Genomic DNA, 23,587 nt, shown 5'->3' on the forward strand with positions numbered 1-23,587 from the left:
AGAGCGATGGCTAACGAGCCCAAGCGCCAGAAAGAAGGCGTGAACTACGTAAAGGCTGGCGAGTCCACTTCGTCTGAGGCCAAGCAGACCGCACCGGTAGTGGTCTCCTATTGCCGCTGTACCGGCAAGGAGGTGACTACGCTGAACGGATACGAATCCATCCCCAGCTACCGTGGCGACCTGCCATCTCCCCTACAGATCATCTGGTATGCCCCCAAGGGCGAAGACCTGCTACGAACTAGGTTTTCCGATACGGAAATCCGAAGCTGGATCAAGGACGCGGCTCACTACCACGGAATTCCGCATCTGCTGCTCGCGGTGATCCTGCAACAGGAAAACGGTCCTGGCGCCAGCACAACCCTGCAGGCGCTGCAGTTCGGCGAACGCTCACTGACGACCTTCCTCGCTATCGTCGACGAGGTGGCCTTCGATATCGTCCCCGACAAGGTCGCTGGCAGTTCCAGCGGGTTCGTCAACATGAGTCGAAAGACCCTGAGAGACGCCGCGACCTATACCGAGAGTTACTACTGCAAGAAGCCGATGCCCAAGGATGTGCAGTACCGGATCTTCGGTTTCGACCAAGACACCCGGATTCCCGGTGATGACTGGAAGGCCGATCTTTACTACGCCGCTGCGCATCTTCGACAACTGATCGATCGCATCACCGCAACACCCTGTCACAGCGGCCCCCTGGCACCAGACAAGCTCAAGGCGGTTATCGGAGCCTATAACGGGTCGGGTCCCCTGGCAGAGAAATATGCCAGTGATGCGATGGCACTCCTGGAGCGCGCCAAAACCGGTGCTTCGCCTCTGTACTTCTATGAACGCTAAACGAATCGTTCTACTACTCGTAGCCATCGCCCTACTGAGCATCCTGCTATTCACACGGCTTGCCAGCAATGCACTGATGCTGCTCATGGATCGCACCAACTTCATCCCTGCGCAAGCCTCGATCCTGACGCTGTCCCCGTACGTGATCAGTGAGGGCTCGGGCGCTTACTGGCTCTATGCCGAAGATCGCAACAACTACTACCACTTCACCTACGAGCCCGGCCGGGAATACCTAGTCATGAGCAAGAACCAGTCCTGCCCGTCCTTCAAGAAGGACGATTTCAGGACGTGGTGCCAAGCCAAAGTGCAGAGCATCCGCTAACCAGGCAACGGACGGAAAAGAAGCCAGGCATCCCCTCGAAATGCCTGCGCAAAGATGACCGGACCAGAAAACCAGAAAACCAGAAAACCAGAAAACCAGGGGCTGCCGGGCCCGCCTTGAAACAGCTACAGGGAAGAGCACCCGATGTCCTTCAACCACTACTACCAAAGCGAACTGAGCGCCCTGCGCCAGCTGGGCCGGCGTTTCGCCGAGCGCAGCCCGGCGCTGGCGCCGTTCCTTGCGCAGAGCGGGCGCGATCCGGATGTCGAGCGCCTGCTGGAGGGTTTCGCCTTCCTCACCGGGCGCCTGCGGCAGAAGCTCGACGATGAACTGCCGGAACTGACCCATTCACTGATGCACCTGCTGTGGCCGAACTACATGCGGCCACTGCCGGCGTTCAGCATCCTACAGTTCGATCCGCTGCCGCATCCCGGCCCGGCGCTGCTGGTCCCGCGCGATACGCCCGTGGAAAGCCAGCCCATCGCCGACGTGCGCTGCCGCTTCCGTACCTGCTACCCGACCGAGGTCGTGGCGCTGCGTACCAGCGGCCTGAACTACTCGGTGAAGGGCGATGGCGCGCTGCTCAGCCTGCGCCTGGAAATGACCTGCGATGGCCACCTCGGCGAACTGCAGCTGAACCGTCTGCGCTTCTACCTGGCCGGCGAGCGCTACATCAGCCAGATGCTCTACCTGGGCCTGGTGCACGACCTCGACAACGTCGAGCTGGTACCGCTGGACGGCGACCACAAGCCCCTCGTCGAAGGCGAGAAGCCGATGCGCCTGCCGGGCGACCGGGTGCAGCCGGTCGGCTTCGCCGAAGACGAGGCGCTGATCCCCTACCCGCTCAATACCTTCCGCGGCTATCGCTTCCTGCAGGAATACTTCGCCTTCCAGGACAAGTTCCTGTTCGTCGACCTGCTGGGCCTGGACCGCCTGCGCACCCTCCCCGAGGACAAGCTCAAGCAGGTACGCGGCCTGGAGCTGCGTTTCGACATCCGCCGCAGCGGCATCCAGCGCCTGCGGCCAACCCTGGACAACCTCAAGCTGCACTGCACGCCAATCGCCAATCTGTTCAGCCACGACGCGCTGCCGATCCGCCTGGATGGCAAGCAGGACGAATACCTGCTGCTGCCCGCCGAGTACGACGTGCAGAACTGCGGCGTCTTCGCCGTGGAGAACGTCACTGGCTGGCGTCCCGGCGGCCTGGGCCACCAGGAATACGTGCTGTTCGAGTCCTTCGAGCACGACGCCAGTTTCGACGTGCCCAGCAGCCGCCCGCACTACAGCGTGCGCCAGCGTTCCTCGCTGCTGCACGACGGCCTGGACACCTACCTGAGCTTCGGCGTGCGCGACTACGAAGAGCACGAGACTCTGTCCATCGAGCTGACCTGCACCAACCAGAACCTGCCGCGCCGCCTGAAGCTGGGCGACATCAACCTGGCCAGCGAGAAGACCCCGGAGTTCCTCAGCTTCCGCAACATCACCCCGGTGACGTCCAGCTACGCGCCGCCGCTGAATCGCGACTTCCTCTGGAAGCTCATCAGCAACATGTCGCTGAACTACCTGTCGCTGGCCAACATCGAGGCGCTCAAGGTGATCCTCGAGACGTACGACCTGCCGCGCTACTACGACCAGCAGGCCGAGAAGGTCAGCAAGAACCTGCTCAACGGCCTGCGCTCGGTCCGTCACGAACCGGTCGACCGCCTGCACCGTGGCCTGCCGGTACGCGGCCTGCGCACCGAGCTGACGATCGACCCGCAAGGCTACATCGGCGAAGGCGACATGTTCGTCTTCGCTTCCGTGCTCAATGAATTCTTCGCGCTCTACGCCAGCCTCAACTCGTACCACGAGTTGCAGGTGAAAAGCACACAGGGAGAGGTGTACCAATGGACACCGCGCATGGGACAGCAGCCCCTGCTCTGAGCCGGCTCAGCCGGGACATTCGCGAGTACTCGCTGTTCCAGGCCGTGCTCCTGGTCATCGAGCGCCTGCGCCAGGCGACCCCGGAGGGCCTGCCGTGCAGCGACGAGGCGCTCTACGAGCGCCTGGAGTTCCAGGCCAACCCGAGCCTGGGTTTTCCCGGCAGCGATATCCACAGCGTGCAGTTCTTCGAGGAGAACGGAGAGCCGCGCGCGCGCCTGCGCCTGAATCTGGTCAGCCTGTGCGGCTCCGGCTCGCCGCTGCCGGCCTTCTATGGCGAGCAGGCGCTGGGCGACAGCGAGGACGGCAACCCGACCCGCGATTTCCTCGACCTCTTCCATCACCGCCTGCACCGGTTATTGCTGCCGATCTGGCGCAAGTACCGCTACCACGCCCGCTTCGAAACGGGCGCGCTGGACGCCTTTTCCGAGCGCCTGTTCGCCCTCATCGGCCTGGGCGGCGAGCAGCTGCGCCGCGCCGAGGAGCTGAACTGGAAACGCCTGCTGCCGTACCTGGGCCTGCTCAGCCTGCGAGCCCATTCCGCAGCGCTGATCGAGGCGGTGCTGCGTTACTACTTCAAGCACGCCGCGCTTTTCATCGAGCAGTGCATCGAGCGCAGCGTGTGCATCCAGGCGGACCAGCGCAACCGCCTCGGCCTGGCCAACAGCCGCCTGGGCGAGGACCTGGTGCTGGGGGAACAGGTACGCGACCGCAGCGGCAAGTTCCGCATCCACATCCGCGAACTCGACTGGGGGCGCTTCCACGACTTCCTGCCGATCGGCAACGGCTATCAACCGCTCTGCGCCCTGGTGCGCTTCACCCTGCGCGACCCGCTGGACTACGACCTGCGCCTGGAACTGCACCACGAGGCCATCCGCGAGCTACGCATAGGCGCCGACAACCCTTGCCGCCTGGGCTGGACCAGTTGGCTGGGACGGGAGCGTGCCGACGGCATCGTCACCCTGGGCAGCCGCATTCATTAAGGACCGATGACCCATGATCAACCTCGACCTGCAACAACTCGTCCAGGCCCTGGACGCCGAGACCCGCCGCGACCTGGAGGGCGCCGCCGAGCGCTGCGTGGCCCGCAACGGCAGCAAGATCCTCGTCGAGGATCTGTTGCTGGCGCTGCTGGAACGCCCCCAGGGCCTGTTGCAACGCGCCCTGCAGGATGCCGGGGTGGGCGTCGGCGAGCTGGCGGCGGCGCTGCAGCCGCGCGCCGAGAACAGCGCCTCGCGCAACCCGGTGTTCGCCGTGGAGCTGATGCAGTGGCTGCAGGACGCCCTGCTGGTGGCCAACCTGGAACTGCGTCAGAGCCTGATCGACCAGGCCGCGCTGATCCTCGCCCTGCTGCGCAATCCCCTGCGCTATGCCGGTAGCCACTACCAGGAGCTGCTGGCCAGACTGAACGCTGAGCGCCTGCGCGAATACGCCCTGGCCCAGCAGGAGCGGCAACCCGCCACTGGCGCCGCCAATCCCGGCGAGTCGATGCTCGAGCGCTTCACCCACAACCTCACCCGCCAGGCCCGCGAAGGCCGGCTGGACCCGGTGCTGTGCCGCGACGGCGCCATCCGCCAGATGATCGACATCCTCGCGCGGCGGCGGAAGAACAACCCCATCGTGGTCGGCGAGGCCGGGGTCGGCAAGACCGCCGTGGTCGAGGGCCTGGCCGCGCGCATCGTCGCCGGCGAGGTGCCCGAGGCGCTGCAGGGCGTCGAACTGCTGTCCCTGGACATGGGCCTGCTGCAGGCCGGCGCCAGCGTCAAGGGCGAGTTCGAGCGCCGCCTGAAGGGCGTCATCGAAGAAGTGAAGGGCGCGGCGCGACCGACCATCCTGTTCATCGACGAAGCCCACACCCTGATCGGCGCCGGCGGCCAGGCCGGCGGCTCGGATGCGGCCAACCTGCTCAAGCCGGCCCTGGCGCGCGGCGAGCTGCGCACCATAGCCGCGACCACCTGGACCGAATACAAGAAGTACTTCGAGAAGGACCCGGCGCTGGCGCGGCGCTTCCAGCCGGTACAACTGCACGAACCCAGCGTGGCCGAGGCGGTGACCATCCTGCGTGGCCTGGCCAAGGTCTACGAATCCAGCCACGGCATCTACCTGCGCGACGACGCCGTGGTCGCCGCGGCCGAGCTCTCGGCGCGCTACCTGGCCGGCCGCCAGTTGCCGGACAAGGCCGTGGACGTGCTCGACACCGCCTGCGCCCGTGTCCGCATCAGCCTGGCCGCCGCTCCGGAAAGCCTGGAGCGGCTGCGCGGCGAACTGGCCGAAGGCGAGCGCCAGCGCCAGGCCCTGCGCCGCGACCGCGAGGCTGGCCTGGCGGTCGACGATCAGGCCCTGGAAGCATTGCAGCAACGCCTGGAACAGGCCGCGGCGGAACAGACCGAGCTGGAACAGCGCTGGCAACGTCAGCGTGAGCTGGCCAACGAACTGCTCGACCTGCGCCAACGCCTGGCCAGGGCCCGCGAGGACGCGGAAGAGGATTCGGAAGGCCTGGAAGAACGCCTGCACCAGACCCACGCCACCCTGCGCGAAGCCCAGCAGGACGAACGCCTGGTCAGCTTCGAGGTCTGCCCGCGGCTGGTCGCCGAGGTCATCAGCCACTGGACCGGCGTACCGCTGTCGCAACTGGCCCGCGAGCACAACGCCAAGGTCGCCAGCTTCGCCGCCGACCTGCGCCAGCGCGTGCGCGGCCAGGAACAGGCGGTGCAGGCGCTGGACCGGGCCATGCGCGCCACTGCCGCCGGCCTGAACAAACCCGACGCGCCGGTGGGCGTGTTCCTGCTGGTCGGCCCCAGCGGCGTCGGCAAGACCGAGACCGCCCTCGCCCTGGCCGACCTGCTGTATGGCGGCGAGCGCTTCCTCACCACCATCAACATGTCCGAGTTCCAGGAGAAGCACACCGTGTCCCGGCTGATCGGCGCGCCCCCCGGCTACGTCGGCTACGGCGAAGGCGGCATGCTCACCGAGGCAGTACGCCAGAAGCCCTACTCGGTGGTGCTGCTGGACGAGGTGGAGAAGGCCGACCCGGACGTGCTCAACCTGTTCTACCAGATCTTCGACAAAGGCATCGCCAACGACGGCGAAGGCCGCGAGATCGACTTCCGCAACACCCTGATCCTGATGACCTCGAACCTCGCCAGCGAGCGCATCGCCGCACTCTGCGCCGATGGCCAGCGGCCCGGCGCCCAGGCGCTCGAGGAAGCCATCCGCCCGGCGCTCAGCCGTCACTTCAAACCGGCCCTGCTGGCCCGCATGCGCGTGGTGCCCTACTACCCGGTGGAGGGTGAAGTGTTGCATGAACTGGTGCGCCTCAAGCTGGCCCGCCTGGGCGACCGCCTGCAGCGCCGCCAGCTGCAGTTCAGCCATTGCGATGCCCTGGTCGAACACCTCGCCGCTCGCTGCACCCAGGGCGACAGCGGCGCCCGCCTGATCGACCAGTTGCTCGACCAGCACCTGCTACCGCAGATCGCCGACCGCCTGCTGCAGGCCATGGCCGTGGGCGAAACGCTGAACCGCGTACACGCCACCCTCGATGGTGGCGCGGCCGTTACCTGCGAGTTCGCCTGAGGTGCCGGTCATGTTCAAGCGCATCTCCCAGCCGCTGCGCTATGCCGAAAGCCTGCTCGGCCACTACAACGAGCTGGCCCGGGCAGCGGACGCCCAGGGCCTGCTGGGCGGGTTCGTCCGCGCGGCCGGAGCGCTCAGCGGATGCGAACTGGTCCAGCTGTACCTGCTGGATGCCACCCACACCAGCCTGGGGCTGCATGCGGAGTGCCTGGAGGGGCGCCTGCAACCGCGGGAGGCAACCAGCCTGCCGGCCGACTACAAGGACCAGCAACTGCTGCAATACAGCCTCTGCCAGAACCGTGTACTGAGCCTCGCCGAGCTCAACCCCAGCCTGCACGAAACCGCCTTCCTGCCAAACGGCGGGCAACCGTGGCGAGCCCTGCTCTGCGTACCCCTGCAGGATGGCCAACAGGCGGTGCAAGGCCTGCTGCTGTGCGTCGGTCGCCAGGCCCATGAACTGGGAGGCTTCGCCGCCTCGCTGGAACAACTGGGCACTTTCGCCCTCTCGCAGCTGCAACTGCTGCAGCGCCTGCGTCTGCGCCGGGGCGAAGCCCCCCCGGTATCCACCCCGGCGAGCCCCTGCGCCAGCGGCTACGGCCTAATCGGCGACAGCCCGGCCATGCGCCAGACCTACCAGATGATCGGCAAGGTGCTGCACAGCCCCTACACCATCCTGCTGCAGGGCGAGACCGGCACCGGCAAGGAACTGGTGGCACGCGCCATCCACGACTGCGGGCCGCGCCGCAGCAGTGCCTTCATCGTGCAGAACTGCTCGGCGCTGCCGGAGCATCTGCTGGAAAGCGAGCTGTTCGGCTACCGCAAGGGGGCGTTCACCGGCGCCGACCGCGACCACCAGGGCCTGTTCGACGCCGCTGACGGCGGCACCCTGCTCCTCGACGAGATCGGCGACATGCCCCTGCCGCTGCAAGCCAAGCTGCTGCGGGTGCTGCAGGAGGGCGAAGTGCGGCCGCTGGGCAGTACCCGCACCCACCGCATCGACGTGCGGATCATCGCTGCAACCCACCGCGACCTGAATGCGATGGTCGCCACCGGGGAGTTCCGCGAAGACCTCTACTACCGGTTGGCGCAGTTCCCCATCGAATTGCCGCCGCTGCGCCAGCGCGGCGAAGACATCCCGCGCCTGGCCCGGCACTTCGCCGACAAGGCTTGCGCCTTTCTCCAGCGCGACCTCTGCCACTGGTCCGACGCCGCGCTGGACTGCCTGTCCGCCTATGCCTTCCCCGGCAACGTGCGCGAGCTCAAGGGCATGGTCGAACGCGCCGTGCTGCTTTGCGAAAGCGGCGAACTGCAACCCTCGCACTTCGTCCTGCGCGAAGAACCGGTAGACCCCGACCGCAGCCTCAACCTGCGTGAACGCCTGGAACAGGTGGAACGTGCCCTGCTGCTCGACTGCCTGCGCAAGAACGGCGGCAACCGCACCCTGGCCGCCCGCGAGCTGGGCCTGCCACGACGCACCCTGCTGTATCGCCTGGGGCGCCTGAACATCCATTCGACGGAGGCCTGAGCTTCCATGTCGAGCCCATCCATCACCGCTCTGCCATCAACCGGAGGTCGTCCGATGTCCCCTCTTCCCTGGCGCGCCGCGCTGCTCACCCTGGCCGTTCTGCTCGGCCTGACCGGATGCAGCGGCAACTACAAGTTCAACGACAAGGACTACCGCCCGCTGGGCGACCCGCAGACGCTCAACCGCGGCAACTGACCGCAAGGAGTCCACGACCATGGAACTGGTTTTCGAAATGGTGAGCGCCCAGCAATTCGTGCCCGGGCTACTGACCAACAAGACCTTCAAGCAGGCCGGCGGAGTGATCGGCCGCGCCGAGGACTGCGATTGGGTGATTCCCGATCGCCGCCGGCACCTGTCCGGCCACCACGCCGAAATCAGCTACCGCGATGGCGCCTTCTACCTGACCGACACCAGCAGCAACGGCATCCAGCTCAAGGAGAGCGGGGCCCGCCTGCGCAAGGGCGAGGCCCAGCGCATCGAGCACGGCTGCGTGTACTGCCTGGGCGACTTCGAGATCCGCGCGCGTCTGGTCCAGGACCCTGCGCAGTTCCTCGACCAGGTCGGCCGCCCGAGCGCGGCCGGCAGCATCATCCCGGACGACGCATTCCTCGACCTCGACCCACTGGCCGCTCTCAACCAGCAGGAGCGGGCTTACGTGCAGAGCGACGATTTCGGCCTGCTCGGTACCCACCAGCAGACGGCGCGCCAGCAGGCCGACTATGCGCGCATCGACATGGAAAGCCTGCCCCTGCCGGAACTGGTGCCTGCCCCGCAGCCGGCGCCGGCCGCCGAGCCGCCTGCCGAGCCGCAACGTCAGCCGGACGGCTTCTGGCAACGCTTCGCCGGCGCGCTGGGGGTGCCCCTCGACAACCTCGACCAGGATGCCCGCGAAGCCCTGGCAGTGGACGCCGCGCGCCTGCTGCGCCAGTGCGTGGGCGGCCTGCAACAGAGCCTGCGCACACGCACCGAGCTGAAGAACGAATTGCGCCTGGCCCTGACCACCGTGCAAGGCGCTGGCAACAACCCGCTCAAGCACAGCGCCGACAGCCACGATGCGCTCAACGCCCTGCTGCGCCCCGGCAAGCCCGGCCAACTGCCCGCCGAACAGGCCGTGGCCCGCGCCTTCCGCGACCTGCAGGCGCACCAGGTGGCGTTGCTCAGCGCCAGCCGCGCCGCCGTGCGCGAGGCCCTCGAACACTTCGCCCCGGAACAGTTGGCGCTGCGCTTCGAACGCGACGGCCAGGTCTCACGCTTCGCCGGCGCCGCCGGCCACTGGCGTGCCTATGGCCGCTACCACCAGAGCCTGCGCCAGGACGACGAGTGGAGCGAACGCCTGCTCGCCCGCGATTTCGCCCAGACCTACGAAGAACAGGTCCGGCTGATCGCCACCCTCAACAGCGACTCCCAAGGATGATTCCCATGCCCCGCATGAAACCCCTCGTCGTGCTGGCCCTGCTGCTCCTGTGCAGCGCCTGCTCGAGCCTTTCGCCCTATTCCCGGCTGACCAAGCTCGACCTCGAGCTCAGCGCCAGCGAGCAGCTCAACCCCGATCTCAACGGTCGCCCCTCGCCGATCGTGGTGCGCCTGTTCGAACTCAAGCATCCCGTGGCTTTCGAGAACGCCGACTTCTTCAGCCTCTACGAGCGCGCCAAGGAATCCCTCGCCCCCGACCTGGTGGCGAGCGAAGAACTGGAACTGCGCCCCGGCGACAAGCGCGAACTGAAGCTCAGCGTCAACGACGGCAGCCGCTACGTCGGCGTGCTCGCCGCCTACCGCGACCTGCCGGAAAGCCAGTGGCGCTACGTGGTGCAACTCACCCCGACACGGCAGACCCGTGCCCAGCTGCGCCTGGAACAGGACGGCATCCACTATCTGGGCGCCAGCCTGGCTAAGAAGGGTGACTGAGCATGACGGCACACAAGGTCATCTGGCGCGAAGGCATGCTCCTGCGCCCACAGCACTTCCAGCAGAACGATCGCTACTACGATCACCAGCTCAAGGCCCGCACACGCCTGTTGAACCGCTACAGCTGGGGCTTCTTCGAACAGGAAGTGGACACCCAGGGCCTGGCCATCGGCAAGCTGGTGCTCAACCGCGCCTCCGGCGTACTGCCCGACGGCACCCTGTTCGACCTGGGCAAGCTCGCCCAACCGCTGGCGGTGGACGTTCCGTCGAACACCAGCAACACCCCGGTGTACCTGGCCCTGCCGCTGGTCACCGGCAACCACATCGAGGCCCGGCGCCCGGAACAGCTGGACTTCCTCGCGCGCTACACCTGCCGCGAACAGGAAGTGGCCGACTCCAACGCCGGTGACGACAGCAGCAGCCAGGTCACCTGCGCCCACCCCGACTTCCAGCTGCTGCTGGGCGAGCAGCGCAACGACCAGGCCTACGTGCGCCTGAAACTCTGCGACATCCTCGACACCTCGCCGGAAGGCGGCATCACCCTCGACCCCGAGTTCATTCCCACGCACCTGCACTTCCACGCCAGCGGCTACCTGCTGTCGTGCCTGAAGGAAGTGGTCAGCATGCTCGGCCACCGCGGCGAAACCCTGGCCGAACGCATCCGCTCCACCGGTACAGTGGGCGGCGCCGAGGTCGGCGACTTCCTCATGCTGCAACTCATCAACCGCACCGAACTGGTCCTGCGGCATTGCATGGACCTGGAGCAGGTGCACCCCGAGGAGGTCTACCGCACCCTGCTGGCGATGCTCGGCGAACTGGCCACCTTCGCCAGCGACAGCAAGCGCCCGCGCCTGGATGGGCGCTACCAGCACAGCGACCAGGGCGCCAGCTTCCGCAAGCTGATGGAAGCGATCCGCCAGGTGCTGTCGATGGTGCTGGAACAGCACGCCATCGAGCTGGTCCTGCAACAGCGCCAGTACGGCATCCTGGTCTCGCCGCTGCATGACCACAAACTGCTCGGCAGCGCCTCCTTCGTCCTCGCCGCCAGCGCCCAGTGCGACGCCGAGACACTGCGCCAGCGCCTGCCCGCGCACCTCAAGGCCGGCCCGGTGGAGCGCATCCGCCAACTGGTCAACCTGCACCTTCCGGGTGTCCGCATCAAGCCGCTGCCGGTGGCTCCGCGGCAGATCCCGTTCCACGCCAACAAGACCTACTTCGTTCTCGAACTCAGCCCGGAAGAACAGGCGCAACTGGAACGCTCCGGCGGCTTCGCCTTCCACGTCACCGACGAATTCCCCGGACTCGAGCTGAAGTTCTGGGCCATCAGGAACTGAGCGCATGATCAAGGAAATGGACTATTCGCAGGACGACAAGACCGTCCTGCTCGACCGTCGCACCGAGGAGCCGGCCCGCGGCCCGCTGACCGACCTCGAGGAGCCGCCACGCTTCGAGCACCTGGAGCAGCGGATGATCTACGCCGCGCGCCTGCGCCCGGCGGAAGCCATCAACATCGGCCTCAATCCGCTGGTCAGCGCCGCCGCCGAGCTGCTGTCGGAAGTGGTGCGGCTGAAGCACAGCCCGGCCGGCGAGGAGTTGCAGGGCCTCAACCAGCGCCTGTCCGACGGCGTTCGCCAGTTCGAGCTGCTCGCCCTGCAGGACGGCGCCGACAACGGCCAGGTGATGGCCGCCCGCTACGTGCTCTGCACCGTGCTCGACGAGGCGGTGGTCACCACGGCCTGGGGCAACGAGAGCGAGTGGGCGCAGATGAGCCTGCTGAGCAACTTCCACAACGAGACCTTCGGCGGCGAGAAGTTCTTCCAGCTGCTCGAACAGGTGACCCGCAACCCGGTCAAGCACCTGCACATGCTCGAACTGATGTACCTGTGCCTGGCGCTGGGCTTCGAGGGCAAATACCGGGTGCTGCCACGCGGCCTGCTCGAACTGGAGGCGATCCGCGACAGCCTCTACCGGCAGATCCGCCAGCTGCGCGGCGACGTGCCGCGCGAACTGTCCCCCCACTGGGAAGGCCTGCGCGACCAGCGCCGCGGCCTGGTGCGTATCGTGCCCTGGTGGCTGGTGGCGCTGTTCACCCTGGTCTGCCTCGGAGTGATCTATTCAGGCTTCGCCTGGGTCCTCGGCGAACAGCGCGAAAGCGTCCTGCAACCCTATCAGCAGCTCGACCCGGCGGCGGTCGAGCCCACGTCGTAACACAGGGATTGGTGTAATGAAGAACTTCCTCAAGAAGACCGGCGCCTTCCTGCGCCGGACCTGGGTCTGGAGCCTGCTGCTGGTGCTCCTGCTGGCCCTGCTGGTGTGGTTCGCCGGCCCGCTGCTGGCGGTGGACGACCACAAGTTCTGGGCCGGCGCCAGCGCGCGGCTGCTGAGCATCGCCGTGCTCTTCCTGGCCTGGGGCCTGTTCATGGTCTTCGTCAGCTGGCGCAGCACGCGCCGGCGCAAGCAGGAACAGGAGAGCGAAGATGGCCAGGAGCGCCTGCGCCGCGAAGAGATGATGGACGAGGAGCAGCGCGAGCTGCGCAGCCGTTTCAAGGACGCCCTGCACACCCTCAAGGTCTCCAGCCTCTACCGCGGCCGCAGCGAGCGCTGGCGCCAGGAGCTGCCCTGGTACCTGCTGCTCGGCCCGCAGGGCAGCGGCAAGACCAGCCTGCTGGACTTCTCCGGCCTGGAGTTCCCGATCAACCGTATCGACCGCAAGCTGACCCGCGACACCAGCGGCACCCGCTACTGCGACTGGTACTTCGCCGAGCACGGCGTGCTGATCGACAGCGCCGGGCGCTACCTCACGCAGCCGGCCAGCGAGGTCGACAGCAGCGCCTGGCAGACGCTCCTCGACCTGCTGCGCAAGCGTCGTCGCGCACGCCCGCTCAACGGCGTGCTGGTGAACCTGCCGGTGGACCTGCTGCAGCGCGGCAACGAGGAGGAATTGACTCTCCTGGCCCACCAGGTGCGCGCGCGCCTGCTGGAAATCCACCAGCGCCTGCACGTCGAGGTACCGGTGTACGTGGTGCTGAGCAAGGCCGACAAACTGGCCGGCTTCGAGGAATTCTTCGACCAGTTGTCCCGCGAGGAAAGCGACCAGGTGCTCGGCACCAGCTTCCGCAAGGAACAGAACGGCACCGATATCACGGTGCTGCGCCAGGAGTTCGAGGAACTGCTGCGCCGCCTGCACAGCCAGATCATCATGCGCATGCACCAGGAGCGCGATACCCAGCGCCGCGGCCGCATCCTCGACTTCCCGCACCAGCTCGGGCAGATCGGCGAGCAGTTGTGCCTGTTCGTCGACACCGCCTTCACCGGCAACCGCTACCAGCGCGCCACCCAGTTGCGCGGCTTCTACCTGACCAGCGCGCCGCACCTGACCGCCAAGGTGGACAACAGCACCGCCCAGGTCGGCGCCAACACCGGGCTCGCCACCAAGGCCCTGCCGACCTTGCGCAATGGCCGCTCGCGCTTCATCCAGCACCTGTTCAGCCGGGTGATCTTCCCCGAAGCCGACCTCGCCGGGCTCGACCACAAAGAGCGCCGTCGCATCAACTGGGGACAACGTGCGGTCTACGCCACCGCCCTGGTCGTCCTCGGCCTGTTCGGCCTGCTCTGGGCCAACAGCTTCTCCAGCAACCACGGGCGCCTGGAGCAGGTGCGCGACATCGACCGCCAACTGCAGGAGCAGCACGCCGCGCTGGCCCCGCAGGACGACGCCCGGGCCGCGCTCAAGGCGCTGGACAGCGCCTATGCCGCCAGCCAGGTGTTCCCGCCCAAGGGCGATGTCTCGCTGCTCGAACGCAGCGGCCTGTACCAGGGCGAGAAAAGCACCCCGGTACTGCAGACGGCCTACCAGCGCGAACTGCAAAGCCAGCTGCTGCCGCGCGTCGCCCGCACCCTCGAAGGGCAGATCCGCGCCAACCTCGGCGACCGCGAGCGCCTGCTCGGCAGCCTGCGCGCCTACCTGATGCTCAACCTGCCGGAACGCCGCGACCCGGCCTTCCTCAAGGATTGGCTGGCGGCCGACTGGTCGCTGCGCTACAGCGGCGACGCCGTGGTGCAGAACGGCCTGGGCAGCCACTTCGCACGCCTGCTCGAACTGCCCTTCGTCTACCCGCTCAACGACCAACTGGTGGCACAGGCACGCCAGGTGCTGCGCGCCGAATCCCTGGCCAGCGTGGTCTACCGCGTGCTCCGCGAACAGGCCCGCGACCTGCCGCAGTACCACCTCAGCCAGCACCTGGGCCCGCAGGGCGCGCTGTTCTCCGGCACCGACTACGTGATTCCCGGCCTGTACACCCGCAACGGCTACCAGCAGTACTTCATCGCCCAGGGCACGCCCATGGTCCGCGAGATCCTCCGCGACAACTGGGTGCTCGGCGAAGGCAGCAGCCTCAGCGGCCAGGACCTCAGCCGCCTGATGGTCGAGCTGCAGCAGCTGTATTTCCGCGACTACGCCAACCACTGGAGCGAGGCGGTCAACCAGGTGCGCCTGCAGCCGGTGGTCGACGCCGGCCGCGGCGCCGACGAAGTGGCCGGGCTCACCGCGGCCAACTCGCCGCTGCTGCAACTGCTCCAGGAAGTGCGCGACAACACCCGCATCCCGGGCCTGGCGGACAACGCCGGGGATGTCGCCGCAGCGGCCGGCGCGGCCAGCGATGCCGGCGGCAAGCTGGGCAAGGTCGGCAAGATGGCGGCGGCCGCCGCCGAACAGGCCCAGGACGCCCTCGCCAAGAACCTGCCGGATACCGCGCGGCAAGCCATGCAGCGGCGCTTCGAGCCACTGCACCGCCTGCTCGACGACAACGGCGGCCCCACCGCCGACCTGGCGCCGGTGATGCAAGCGCTCAACGACCTGCAACTGCAACTGGCCGCCCTGGCCCGCGCCAGCCAACCGCAGCAGGCCGCCTTCGAACTGGCGCGCAACCGCATGGGCGGGCAGCTCGACGCCCTGGCCAACCTGCGCAACGCCGCCACGCGCCTGCCGCAGCCGGTCAACGGCTGGCTGGCCCTGCTCGCCGAGGACAGCTGGACGCTGGTGCTGGGCGACGCCTACATCTACCTCAACCAGCGCTACCAGAGCGAGCTGTACAGCTTCTACTTCAAGGCCATCAACAAGCGCTATCCGTTCAACCCGCAGAGCAGCAGCGACGTGGCCATCGCCGACTTCCGCGAGTTCTTCAAGGCCCAGGGCATCGCCGACCGCTTCTTCGAAAGCTACCTGCAGCCCTTCGTCAGCGGCGATCCGGGCAACTACCGGCTGCGCAGCGTCGACGGCCACAGCCTGCCGATGTCGCGCGCCTTCCTCGAGCAGATGGGCTACGCCCAGGCGATCCGCCGCAGCTTCTTCGCCGACAACCCGGCCGAGCCCCAGGTGCAGTTCAAGCTGGAGCCCTACTCCATCGACTCCAGCCTGAGCCGCGCCGACTTCCGCTTCGGCGACCAGCAGCTGGAATACCGTCACGGCCCCATCGTGCCGGTGGCCTTCAAATGGCCCACCGACGCCGACGACGGCCGCACCAGCCTGGTCCTCGAGGAACTCGGCGGGCGCCGCGTGAGCCTGGAGAAGAACACCGGCCCCTGGTCACTGTTCCGCCTCTTCGACCAGATGCGCACCGAGTACCACAGCGGGCGCGACGTGCTGATGCTCAAGGCCGATCTGAGTGGCCTGCGCGCCAACTACCTGGTGCTGGCGCAGCGCTCGCCGAACCCGTTCGACCTCGGCACCCTGCGCAGCTTCCGCCTGCCGGTGTCGCTCTGATGCCGTCCGCCAGGCCCTGGCGCAGCGCCGCGCGCACCGACCCCGGCAAGGTCCGTGCGCGCAACGAGGACGCCTTCCTCGACTGCCCGGAGCGCGGCCTCTGGGTGGTCGCCGACGGCATGGGCGGCCACCATGGCGGCGACCGCGCCAGCCGGCTGATCGTCGAAAGCATCGCAGCGCTGCCGAGCGATTGCGGTTTCGAGGCACGCCTGCAGCAGTTGCGCCAGTGCCTGCACTGGCTCAACCGCCGCTTCGGCCAGGAGCTCACGGTCACCGCCGACCAGCCCTCGCGCATCATGGGCAGCACCGTCGCCGCCCTGCTGCTCGACGGCCAGCGCGCCGCCTGCATCTGGGCCGGCGACAGCCGCTGCTACCTATGGCGCGGCGGGCGCCTCTACCAACTGACCCGCGACCACTCGCTGCAACAGCAACTGATCGACGAACAGGGCCTGAGCCCGGAGGACGCCCGCCGGCACCCTTCGGCCCACGCCCTGACCCGCGCCATTGGCGCCAGCGACGACCTGACGCTCGACATCCTCGAACTGCTGGTCTACCCCGACGACGCCTTCCTGCTGTGCAGCGACGGCCTCTACCAGTACGTCAGCCAGGAAGCCCTGGGCTACGCCCTCAGCCTGGCCTCGCCCACTGCCGCGCTGGAACGCCTGTTCGACCACGCGCTGCTGGGCATGGCCCGCGACAACCTCACCGCCGTGGTGGTCCGCCGGTGAGCAAGCAGAGCATGGCCGCGGACCAGGCCGAAGCCGGCAACCTCACCTACTTCGCCTTCATCGACCCGGAGCGCGCCGTGCCGCTGGCCGGCAGCGAACCGCCGCCGGCCCCGGCCACGCCGACCTTCAGCCCCCAGGCGCTCCCCGAAGTGCTAGGCGGCCGCTACCGCCTGGAACGCCTGCTGGGCGTCGGCGGCATGGGCGCCGTGTACCGCGCCCGCGACCTGCTGCGCGAGCAGTTCGGCGATCCCGATCCTTATGTGGCGCTCAAGGTGCTGAGCGAAGAGTTCGCCGAATACCCCGACGCCAGCGCCCTGCTCTACAGCGAATACGCCCTGACCATGCGCCTGCGCCACCCGCACGTGGTGCGCCTGCACAGCTTCGAAGTGGACACCGCCTGCCAGCGCGCCTTCATCACCCTGGAACTGATGCGCGGCCTGACCCTCGACCAGTTGCTCAGCGAGCGCCCGCAAGGGCTGCCCTGGGACGAGTTCCGGGAAGTGGCCGGCGCGCTGCTCGACGCCCTGGCCTATTCCCACGAGCGCGGCGTGCTGCACGGCGACCTCAAGCCCAGCAACGTGATGCTCGGCGAAGACGGGCTGCGCCTGTTCGACTATGGCCTGGGCCAGGCCCGCGATGGCCTGCTCGACGGCCTGCCGAAACTCTGCCGCGCCCGCATCGCCGCCTGGACGCCACGCTATGCCGCCCTCGAACTGCTCGAAGGCGCGCCGCTGTCGCCGGCCAGCGACCTCTACGCGGTGGCCTGCGTGCTCTACGAACTGCTGTGCGGCACCCACCCGTACCGGCGCCTGAACGCCAAGCAGGCCAGGGCCATGCAACTGGAACAGCAACTGGTGCCTCCCGCGCAACTGCCGCGCCCGGCCTGGCAGGCCTTGCGCTGCGCACTCGCACTGAATGAAGCGAACCGCCAGATCAGCGTCGCGCAACTGCGCGACGCGTTCCGCACACTGCCACCCCAGGGGCTGCGCCGCTGGTTCCGGTGGCGCAACGGATGACTTTCGAACAGGGAGCCCGAGCATGTTCAACCCGGCCAACCAGACCCACTTCAGCCTGACCCTCGACGGCCTGGAGCACGACTTCCAGGTCCTGCGCTTCCACGGTCGCGAAGCCATCAGCCAGCCCTACCGCTTCGAACTGGAACTGGTCAGCGAACGCCCCGGCCTCGACCTGGAAGCCCTGCTGCACAAGCCCGCGTTCCTCGCCTTCAGCCCCAGCGGGCCGGGCGTCCACGGGCTGATCCAACTGGCTGGGCAAGGCGACGCCGGCCAGCGCCTGACCCGCTACCGGGTGGTCCTGGCACCGCAGCTGGCCTACCTCGCGCTGCGCAGCAACCAGCGCATCTTCCAGCAGCTGACGGTGCCGCAGATCATCGCCCGGGTGCTGGAGGAGCACGGCATCCTCGCCGACGCCTACCGCTTCCAGCTCGGCCCCACCGTCTACCCGCCGCGCGACTACTGCACCCAGTACGACGAGAGCGACCTGCACTTCGTCCAGCGCCTGTGCGAAGAGGAGGGCCTCCACTACCACTTCGAGCACAGCCCCGACGGGCACCTGCTGGTGTTCGGCGACGACCAGACCGCCTTCCCGCGCCTGGGCCAGCCCACACCCTACATCGCCGATACCGGCCTGGTGGCCGACGAGCCGGTGATCAAGGGCTTCGTCCTGCGCCTGGAAGGCCGCACCAGCCGCGTGACCCGCCGCGACTACGACTTCCAGAAACCGCGCCTGCGCATGGAAGCGGCCTACCGGCCGCAGCAGGAGCAGGACCAGCCGGACCTGGAAGACTACGACTACCCCGGTCGTTTCACCGACCGCGAGCGCGGCAAGCTGCTGAGCCAGCGCAGCCTGGAAAGGCACCGCGCCGACTATCGCCAGGCCGAGGGCCGCAGCGACCAGCCGAGCCTGTGCAGCGGCCACTTCCTGGAAATGTCCGAGCACCCGCGCGGCGAATGGAACGACCTCTGGCTGCTCACCGAGGTGCTGCACGAAGGCAGGCAGCCGCAGGTGCTGGAAGAGTCCATCACCAGCGACACCGCCGACAGCCAGGACGACTTCCACCAGGGCTACCGCAACCGCTTCCTCGCCACCCCCTGGGACGTGCACTACCGCCCGCCGCTGGCCCACCCCAAGCCGCGGGTGCTGGGCACCCAGACCGCCGTGGTGACCGGCCCGGCGGGCGAGGAAATCCACTGCGACAAGTACGGGCGGGTCAAGGTGCAGTTCCACTGGGACCGCGAGGGCCAGGCCGACGACAAGACCAGTTGCTGGCTGCGCGTGGCCAGCGGCTGGGCCGGCAACGCCCTGGGCGCCGTGGCCATCCCGCGCGTCGGCATGGAAGTGCTGGTGGACTTCCTCGAAGGCGACCCGGACCAGCCGCTGGTCAGCGGCTGCCTGTACCACGCCGAGCACCTGCCGCCCTACGAATTGCCGGCCCACAAGACCCGCACCCTGTTCAAGAGCAACAGCTCGCCGGGCGGCAGCGGCTACAACGAACTGCGCATCGAGGACCGCAAGGGCCAGGAACAGATCTTCATCCATGCCCAGCGCGACTGGGACGAGAACATCGAGCACGACCAGAGGATCCGCGTCGGCCACGAGCGCCACGACACCGTGGAAGCCAACGCCTACGGCGAGTTCAAGGCCGAGGAGCACCAGACCATCCACCTCGACCGCCAGGTGGAGGCCAAGCTCGACGACCACCTGGCGGTGGCCAACAACCAGCACATCCGCCTGGGCAATGCCCAGCTGACCCGCGCCGGCCGGGAAATCCACCTCAAGGCCGGGCAGAAACTGGTGATCGAGGCCGGCCAGGAACTGACCCTCAAGGCCGGCGGCAGCTTCATCAAGCTCGACGCCAGCGGTGTCACCGTGTTCGGTCCGCTGGCGAAGATCAACGCCGGCGGCTCGCCGGGCAGCGGTTCGGGCATCGCCCTCAAGTCCCCCCTGCAACCGGGCGCCGCGGATGCGGACAAGGCCGGCGGGCCGATGGACGAGGCGCTGGCCAATCAACCGCTGGAGCGGACGATCGACAGGCCCCGAATGGTCAATTTCTCCTTCTGAACACCAGGCAAGGTCGCGCGCTGGTGCGCCGTCCCAATGGAGCTGAAAACGGAACATCACCATGGAAAAGCAGAAGAAAGTCGAGCGCTGGTCCTACCCCTTCAAGGCCAAGGGCAGTAACGGCGGCGCGAGCAGCGAAATCACCGATCCGCAGGTCTACTACGACGCGCTGGCGAAGGCCGGAAGCGGCTTCTACCCGGTCTCCAGCAACGGCCTGTGGCACGGTGGCGTGCACTTCGACCAGAACACCGGCGCACAGCTGGACCAATCGTCCGTCCGCTGCATCGCCGACGGCGAAGTGGTCGCCTATCGCATCGACGAGAAGTACAAGACGCTCACCTATGGCGAAGGCGCGAGCGCTCACGAGACGATCTACTCCACCGGCTTCGTGCTGGTGAGGCATCGATTGGAATTGCCACCGGTTCCCGCCCCGGCCACTCCAGCTACCGGCGGCCCCCAGCCCGCCGCGACGCCCCCGGCCGCGGAACCGGACCTGACGTTCTACAGCCTGTACATGCACCTGATGGACTGGCAGGGCTACCAGGACAAGCCCGAGCTGGAACGGCCGGCCTTCTGGGCAGGCGATACCCGCATCGTCAAGCAAGGCGCTCCCGACAAGCTCCAGGGCCTGCGGGTCCGCGCAACGCCGAACGGCACCGTACTGGGTGTGCTGCCCCGCGGCACCCTGGTCGAGGCGGAAGCCGCCGGGCCGGGCATCAACCCGAACTGGTTGAAGTTTATCCGCGCCACCCCCGCCGTAGCGGGGCTCGCGGAAAATACCGGCTACCTGCACAAGGGCCCTGCCGACGGTTCGGTGCTGAAAGCACTGGGTGAAGGCCGCCATATCGTCAACCACAAGGCCAAGGACCCCATCGAGCCCGCTCAGAAAGGCGCGAACATCCGCTCGGCCGCCAACGGGAACTCTCCCATCCTTGGCCTTCTCCCTGCGGGAACCCAGGTACGCGTCTCCCCCACCGCCACCACCAAGAGCTACCACAAGCTCCTCGCGATTATCCAAGACAGCGCCACGCCCGCGGTGAGCGCCGAGCAACTGGCAAGCGAAGGCTACGTGTGGGTGAAGGACCTGGAGGCCATCAAGGAACCCCAGGCGCGGGATAGCGTGTTCCTCGTCGAGCCTCCTGTCCCGATCCAGGCCGGCGCGCTGATCGGCCACCTCGGCAAGTACCAGGCCGCGACGCAAGGCGCCCCGCAGGATCTCCTGCATCTGGAAGTCTTCACCTGCGACGACATGGAGGCCTTCGTTACCCAGAGCCGCGCCAGGGCGAAGCAACTCAAGCCGGAACAGAAGACCCTGCTGAAGATTCCCTCCGAAACCAAGCTCATCACCCGGGAAGACGCCACCCAAGAGAACCCGCCACAGGTCTCCGATCCCGGCCAGCCCACCGCCTACGACATGATCCTGCCCCTGGCCGTACTCGAAGCCCTGCCAGCGGAAAGGAAAATCACCCTCACCACGACCACGGGCGGCACCACCACCACCGAACGATGGTGGAAGCTGGAAAACATGCCCGGCAAGGATGGCCAACCGATCAGAGGCTGGGTGAAGGAAGACGAACTCATTACTCCCCGCCTGCATCCCTGGGACTGGGAAGGCTTCGACTTCATCAAGGAAACCAGCACCCTGAGCGACCAATATGCGTGCAAGCTCAGCAGCGATGGCGTACTGGACGATGGCGAGAAGACCAACTACCAGGCCCAGATCAACCAAGGCGACAGCGGGCCTATCAAGGAACGGCTGTACGACATCATCGACACCAACAACGATGAAAAACTCACCCCCGAGGAGATCAGGAACGCCCTCGGCAAACCCTGGCACGCGCAGTCGATCAGCCGGCTGATCATCCAATATGAAAGCGAGTGGTATGCCGACCCTGGCTTGAGTAAGTGGGAGGCGTTGAATTGTTATATGACCAAGGAGGGGGAGAAAGATTGGAGCCGAGAGAAAGAAAGGATAAGGTCCCTGCTTTGGTGGGACAAGCTACAAGAAAATAGCCAAATTAGCAAAGTGGACAAAACATGGCATATTCATCCCTCAACCTTGGCTTCCTCATTCTTGGCTACTGCCAAGAAACTATTAACGCATGAACAAATAGTAAAAATATTTCCGGACTCTCCAGAAAGCAGCAGAAATGAGTTCAGAAAAATATTCAACGAGTATGCAGATCGATTTGAAATAAATACCAGAGACAGAATCTCTCAATTCTTAGCCCAAGTTAAAACGGAAGTCGGAAGCGCACTAAAAGGAAAAGAAGAGTCCCTTTGGTATTCGGTCCAAGGGTTAAAGGACAAATTCAAGAGATATTTTGACAACTACCCTAACGAAGCAGACGCGCTGGGATATAAACGAATTTCTCGTACAGAGTACAATCATCTCTCCTCTGCACAGAAAACTGCATACATAAAGGTAGACAACAATTATGCTTACACGCAAACCCCACAAGTCGACGAAATTGCCAAACGAGTTTACTGCTGCTGTGGGCCCAGTGAAAATTTCACTCTGCAGCAAGGTGGATGCGAAGAAGGACTAATGTTCAAGGGAAAGGGCTTTATACAGCTCACTTGGAAGTCCAACTATCGGGCTGTGGAAAATATATTAAAGAACAAACTCCCAGAAGAAAGTGAACTGGACTTCACTGGCAATCCAGACCAAGTTATAGAAACAAAATATGGGCTTCTATCCGCAATGGGCTTTTGGGAAATGCACAAAATAAATAACTTGGTCCAAGCCACCACTGCAAGCACCGACAAAATAACAGAGGTTGTCAATAAACATACTGACAGCTACGCAACTCGCAGAACCAACTTCACCGAAATATACGAGATCATGAAATGAAGCCCATGCTTTTTACTCCCGCATTATTTTTGGTATCGGCAGTTTCATTTGCGGCCCCACCAATTGAAAAACTATCAAATCTTTCCGACACCAAGCAGAAGAACATTATAGAGATATATCCAAGAGACTCTACCGGCAAGCAGCGCCTAATTATTCTCTCCCCTAAAAGGGATCGTGTATTACTTGACTCAGAAAATATATTGACCACAATTCCGAACGAATACTCACCTAGCAGCTACGATGGCTTCAAACTTGAAACAACCAGTCCCCATAGTGGCTCTTTAGGTCTAATAGACAATCAATCAGAAGTTTTCGAAGTATCAGAAAAGACGGATTATCAATTCGACAAAATAATCCTAGTTACTATAGAAGATGGAAACACTCAGAATAATTTCAACATAGTTTATAGCTATGAAAGCGAAGCAAAAGATTTCAAATTAAACGCACTGTATTCTGTACAAAATAATAATCAGTGCGACCAATCTGTCACTGCTGTTTACAAGATAGCAAGTCCTTCAATAGAAGAAACTCTCAGTAATTTTGACGGAACTGAGACCTTCGAGCGCTTAAAAACCATAAGAAAACAGCTGAACTCAAATGAATCCTATGGAGCAAAGATCCTAACCAACCAAACATTATCTATCTATGAAAACGCCATGAAAGAATACAAATCGCGAAACAAAAGCAAACTAAAAGAAATAGTTTCATCCCTAATTGAATCAGGCGGCGACTCCGAAACATGCCCACCAGAAAGCTACATCATCTCAAAATATTACCTTCCACAAGATCTTACTTTCAGCAACAACCTAGGGTTCCTCTTTGAGCAGACCGGCCACTATGCTGAAGCAATTACGCTACTACGAAAGGTAATCCAGGATAACCCACAGCGAACAGTTGCATACCTCAACCTTGCTGACAGTTATTGGGGAGCAGGGAATCACGCTTCAGCCAAGGAGAATTATCTTCACTATGTGGAACTAATGAGATCTGCAGACAAAGGTGGAAAAATTCCATCACGAATTTTGGACCGCACACAGTAATGCTGATACGGGCCAACTTAATATAATTAAAATACAGAAGCATAGCG

At 65.1% G+C, this 23,587-nt stretch carries 17 protein-coding genes; all 17 read left to right on the forward strand.

The features are described from left to right. Positions 1 to 6: 6 nt before the first annotated feature. The 17 genes from ACTWJ5_RS26530 (at position 7) to ACTWJ5_RS26610 (ending at position 23,540) form a co-directional block, all read left to right on the forward strand. Positions 7 to 831: a hypothetical protein gene (locus ACTWJ5_RS26530; RefSeq protein WP_245322943.1), complete on the forward strand. Its 825-nt coding sequence runs from the start codon at positions 7 to 9 to the stop codon at positions 829 to 831. Between the two features lie 76 nt (positions 832 to 907). After that, entirely contained in the window at positions 908 to 1,153 is a 246-nt protein-coding gene (locus ACTWJ5_RS26535) for a hypothetical protein (RefSeq protein ID WP_245322942.1), read from the forward strand. Positions 1,154 to 1,297: 144 nt separating this feature from the next. Then, on the forward strand, positions 1,298 to 3,076 hold the full coding sequence (gene tssF / locus ACTWJ5_RS26540) for a type VI secretion system baseplate subunit TssF (protein ID WP_058072780.1): 1,779 nt from the start codon (positions 1,298 to 1,300) through the stop codon (positions 3,074 to 3,076). After that, on the forward strand, positions 3,040 to 4,056 hold the full coding sequence (tssG, locus tag ACTWJ5_RS26545) for a type VI secretion system baseplate subunit TssG (protein WP_444436858.1): 1,017 nt from the start codon (positions 3,040 to 3,042) through the stop codon (positions 4,054 to 4,056). The genes tssF and tssG overlap by 37 nt, the downstream gene beginning before the upstream one ends. 13 nt (positions 4,057 to 4,069) lie before the next feature. After that, positions 4,070 to 6,646, forward strand: coding sequence for a type VI secretion system ATPase TssH (tssH, locus tag ACTWJ5_RS26550; RefSeq protein WP_444436859.1), 2,577 nt, complete (start codon positions 4,070 to 4,072; stop codon positions 6,644 to 6,646). 10 nt (positions 6,647 to 6,656) lie between these two features. Beyond that, positions 6,657 to 8,171, forward strand: a complete 1,515-nt coding sequence (locus ACTWJ5_RS26555) for a sigma-54 interaction domain-containing protein (protein ID WP_249918842.1) — start codon at positions 6,657 to 6,659, stop codon at positions 8,169 to 8,171. A 54-nt stretch (positions 8,172 to 8,225) separates the two neighbouring features. After that, positions 8,226 to 8,366, forward strand: coding sequence for a type VI secretion protein (locus tag ACTWJ5_RS26560; RefSeq protein WP_249918841.1), 141 nt, complete (start codon positions 8,226 to 8,228; stop codon positions 8,364 to 8,366). 19 nt (positions 8,367 to 8,385) lie between these two features. Further along, positions 8,386 to 9,585: a type VI secretion system-associated FHA domain protein TagH gene (tagH, locus tag ACTWJ5_RS26565; protein ID WP_444436860.1), complete on the forward strand. Its 1,200-nt coding sequence runs from the start codon at positions 8,386 to 8,388 to the stop codon at positions 9,583 to 9,585. A gap of 5 nt (positions 9,586 to 9,590) precedes the next feature. Continuing rightward, complete coding sequence (gene tssJ / locus ACTWJ5_RS26570; RefSeq protein ID WP_253391427.1) at positions 9,591 to 10,076, forward strand: type VI secretion system lipoprotein TssJ; 486 nt, start codon at positions 9,591 to 9,593, stop codon at positions 10,074 to 10,076. Between the two features lie 2 nt (positions 10,077 to 10,078). After that, the gene (gene tssK, locus ACTWJ5_RS26575; protein WP_249918840.1) at positions 10,079 to 11,410 is read left to right on the forward strand and encodes a type VI secretion system baseplate subunit TssK; all 1,332 of its coding nucleotides are present in this window, start codon (positions 10,079 to 10,081) and stop codon (positions 11,408 to 11,410) included. 4 nt (positions 11,411 to 11,414) lie between these two features. Next, positions 11,415 to 12,284: a type IVB secretion system protein IcmH/DotU gene (gene icmH, locus ACTWJ5_RS26580; protein ID WP_116425589.1), complete on the forward strand. Its 870-nt coding sequence runs from the start codon at positions 11,415 to 11,417 to the stop codon at positions 12,282 to 12,284. Between the two features lie 16 nt (positions 12,285 to 12,300). Continuing rightward, entirely contained in the window at positions 12,301 to 15,837 is a 3,537-nt protein-coding gene (gene tssM, locus ACTWJ5_RS26585; RefSeq protein WP_444436861.1) for a type VI secretion system membrane subunit TssM, read from the forward strand. After that, complete coding sequence (locus ACTWJ5_RS26590; protein ID WP_116425591.1) at positions 15,837 to 16,565, forward strand: PP2C family protein-serine/threonine phosphatase; 729 nt, start codon at positions 15,837 to 15,839, stop codon at positions 16,563 to 16,565. The genes tssM and ACTWJ5_RS26590 overlap by 1 nt, the downstream gene beginning before the upstream one ends. Before the next feature lie 11 nt (positions 16,566 to 16,576). Continuing rightward, on the forward strand, positions 16,577 to 17,581 hold the full coding sequence (locus ACTWJ5_RS26595; protein WP_444439666.1) for a serine/threonine-protein kinase: 1,005 nt from the start codon (positions 16,577 to 16,579) through the stop codon (positions 17,579 to 17,581). A 22-nt stretch (positions 17,582 to 17,603) separates the two neighbouring features. Further along, positions 17,604 to 19,646, forward strand: a complete 2,043-nt coding sequence (tssI, locus tag ACTWJ5_RS26600; protein ID WP_444436862.1) for a type VI secretion system tip protein TssI/VgrG — start codon at positions 17,604 to 17,606, stop codon at positions 19,644 to 19,646. 61 nt (positions 19,647 to 19,707) lie between these two features. Then, a complete protein-coding gene (locus ACTWJ5_RS26605) occupies positions 19,708 to 22,500 on the forward strand; it encodes a hypothetical protein (RefSeq protein WP_444436863.1) in 2,793 nt (930 codons plus the stop codon). Further along, positions 22,497 to 23,540 (forward strand): tetratricopeptide repeat protein, encoded by a 1,044-nt coding sequence (locus ACTWJ5_RS26610; RefSeq protein WP_444436864.1) that lies wholly within the window; start codon positions 22,497 to 22,499, stop codon positions 23,538 to 23,540. The genes ACTWJ5_RS26605 and ACTWJ5_RS26610 overlap by 4 nt, the downstream gene beginning before the upstream one ends. Positions 23,541 to 23,587 lie beyond the last annotated feature (47 nt).

The organism is Pseudomonas sp. A6 (genome assembly GCF_052367875.1).
Taxonomy (GTDB): domain Bacteria; phylum Pseudomonadota; class Gammaproteobacteria; order Pseudomonadales; family Pseudomonadaceae; genus Pseudomonas; species Pseudomonas citronellolis.

What these genes read in the sequence shown, in the direction of transcription:
- ACTWJ5_RS26530 (WP_245322943.1), top strand. Translation starts at nt 7, where the DNA reads ATGGCTAACGAGCCCAAGCGCCAGAAAGAAGGCGTGAACTACGTAAAG.
- ACTWJ5_RS26535 (WP_245322942.1), top strand. Translation starts at nt 908, where the DNA reads ATGCTGCTCATGGATCGCACCAACTTCATCCCTGCGCAAGCCTCGATC.
- tssF (WP_058072780.1), top strand. Translation starts at nt 1,298, where the DNA reads ATGTCCTTCAACCACTACTACCAAAGCGAACTGAGCGCCCTGCGCCAG.
- tssG (WP_444436858.1), top strand. Translation starts at nt 3,040, where the DNA reads ATGGACACCGCGCATGGGACAGCAGCCCCTGCTCTGAGCCGGCTCAGC.
- tssH (WP_444436859.1), top strand. Translation starts at nt 4,070, where the DNA reads ATGATCAACCTCGACCTGCAACAACTCGTCCAGGCCCTGGACGCCGAG.
- ACTWJ5_RS26555 (WP_249918842.1), top strand. Translation starts at nt 6,657, where the DNA reads ATGTTCAAGCGCATCTCCCAGCCGCTGCGCTATGCCGAAAGCCTGCTC.
- ACTWJ5_RS26560 (WP_249918841.1), top strand. Translation starts at nt 8,226, where the DNA reads ATGTCCCCTCTTCCCTGGCGCGCCGCGCTGCTCACCCTGGCCGTTCTG.
- tagH (WP_444436860.1), top strand. Translation starts at nt 8,386, where the DNA reads ATGGAACTGGTTTTCGAAATGGTGAGCGCCCAGCAATTCGTGCCCGGG.
- tssJ (WP_253391427.1), top strand. Translation starts at nt 9,591, where the DNA reads ATGCCCCGCATGAAACCCCTCGTCGTGCTGGCCCTGCTGCTCCTGTGC.
- tssK (WP_249918840.1), top strand. Translation starts at nt 10,079, where the DNA reads ATGACGGCACACAAGGTCATCTGGCGCGAAGGCATGCTCCTGCGCCCA.
- icmH (WP_116425589.1), top strand. Translation starts at nt 11,415, where the DNA reads ATGATCAAGGAAATGGACTATTCGCAGGACGACAAGACCGTCCTGCTC.
- tssM (WP_444436861.1), top strand. Translation starts at nt 12,301, where the DNA reads ATGAAGAACTTCCTCAAGAAGACCGGCGCCTTCCTGCGCCGGACCTGG.
- ACTWJ5_RS26590 (WP_116425591.1), top strand. Translation starts at nt 15,837, where the DNA reads ATGCCGTCCGCCAGGCCCTGGCGCAGCGCCGCGCGCACCGACCCCGGC.
- ACTWJ5_RS26595 (WP_444439666.1), top strand. Translation starts at nt 16,577, where the DNA reads ATGGCCGCGGACCAGGCCGAAGCCGGCAACCTCACCTACTTCGCCTTC.
- tssI (WP_444436862.1), top strand. Translation starts at nt 17,604, where the DNA reads ATGTTCAACCCGGCCAACCAGACCCACTTCAGCCTGACCCTCGACGGC.
- ACTWJ5_RS26605 (WP_444436863.1), top strand. Translation starts at nt 19,708, where the DNA reads ATGGAAAAGCAGAAGAAAGTCGAGCGCTGGTCCTACCCCTTCAAGGCC.
- ACTWJ5_RS26610 (WP_444436864.1), top strand. Translation starts at nt 22,497, where the DNA reads ATGAAGCCCATGCTTTTTACTCCCGCATTATTTTTGGTATCGGCAGTT.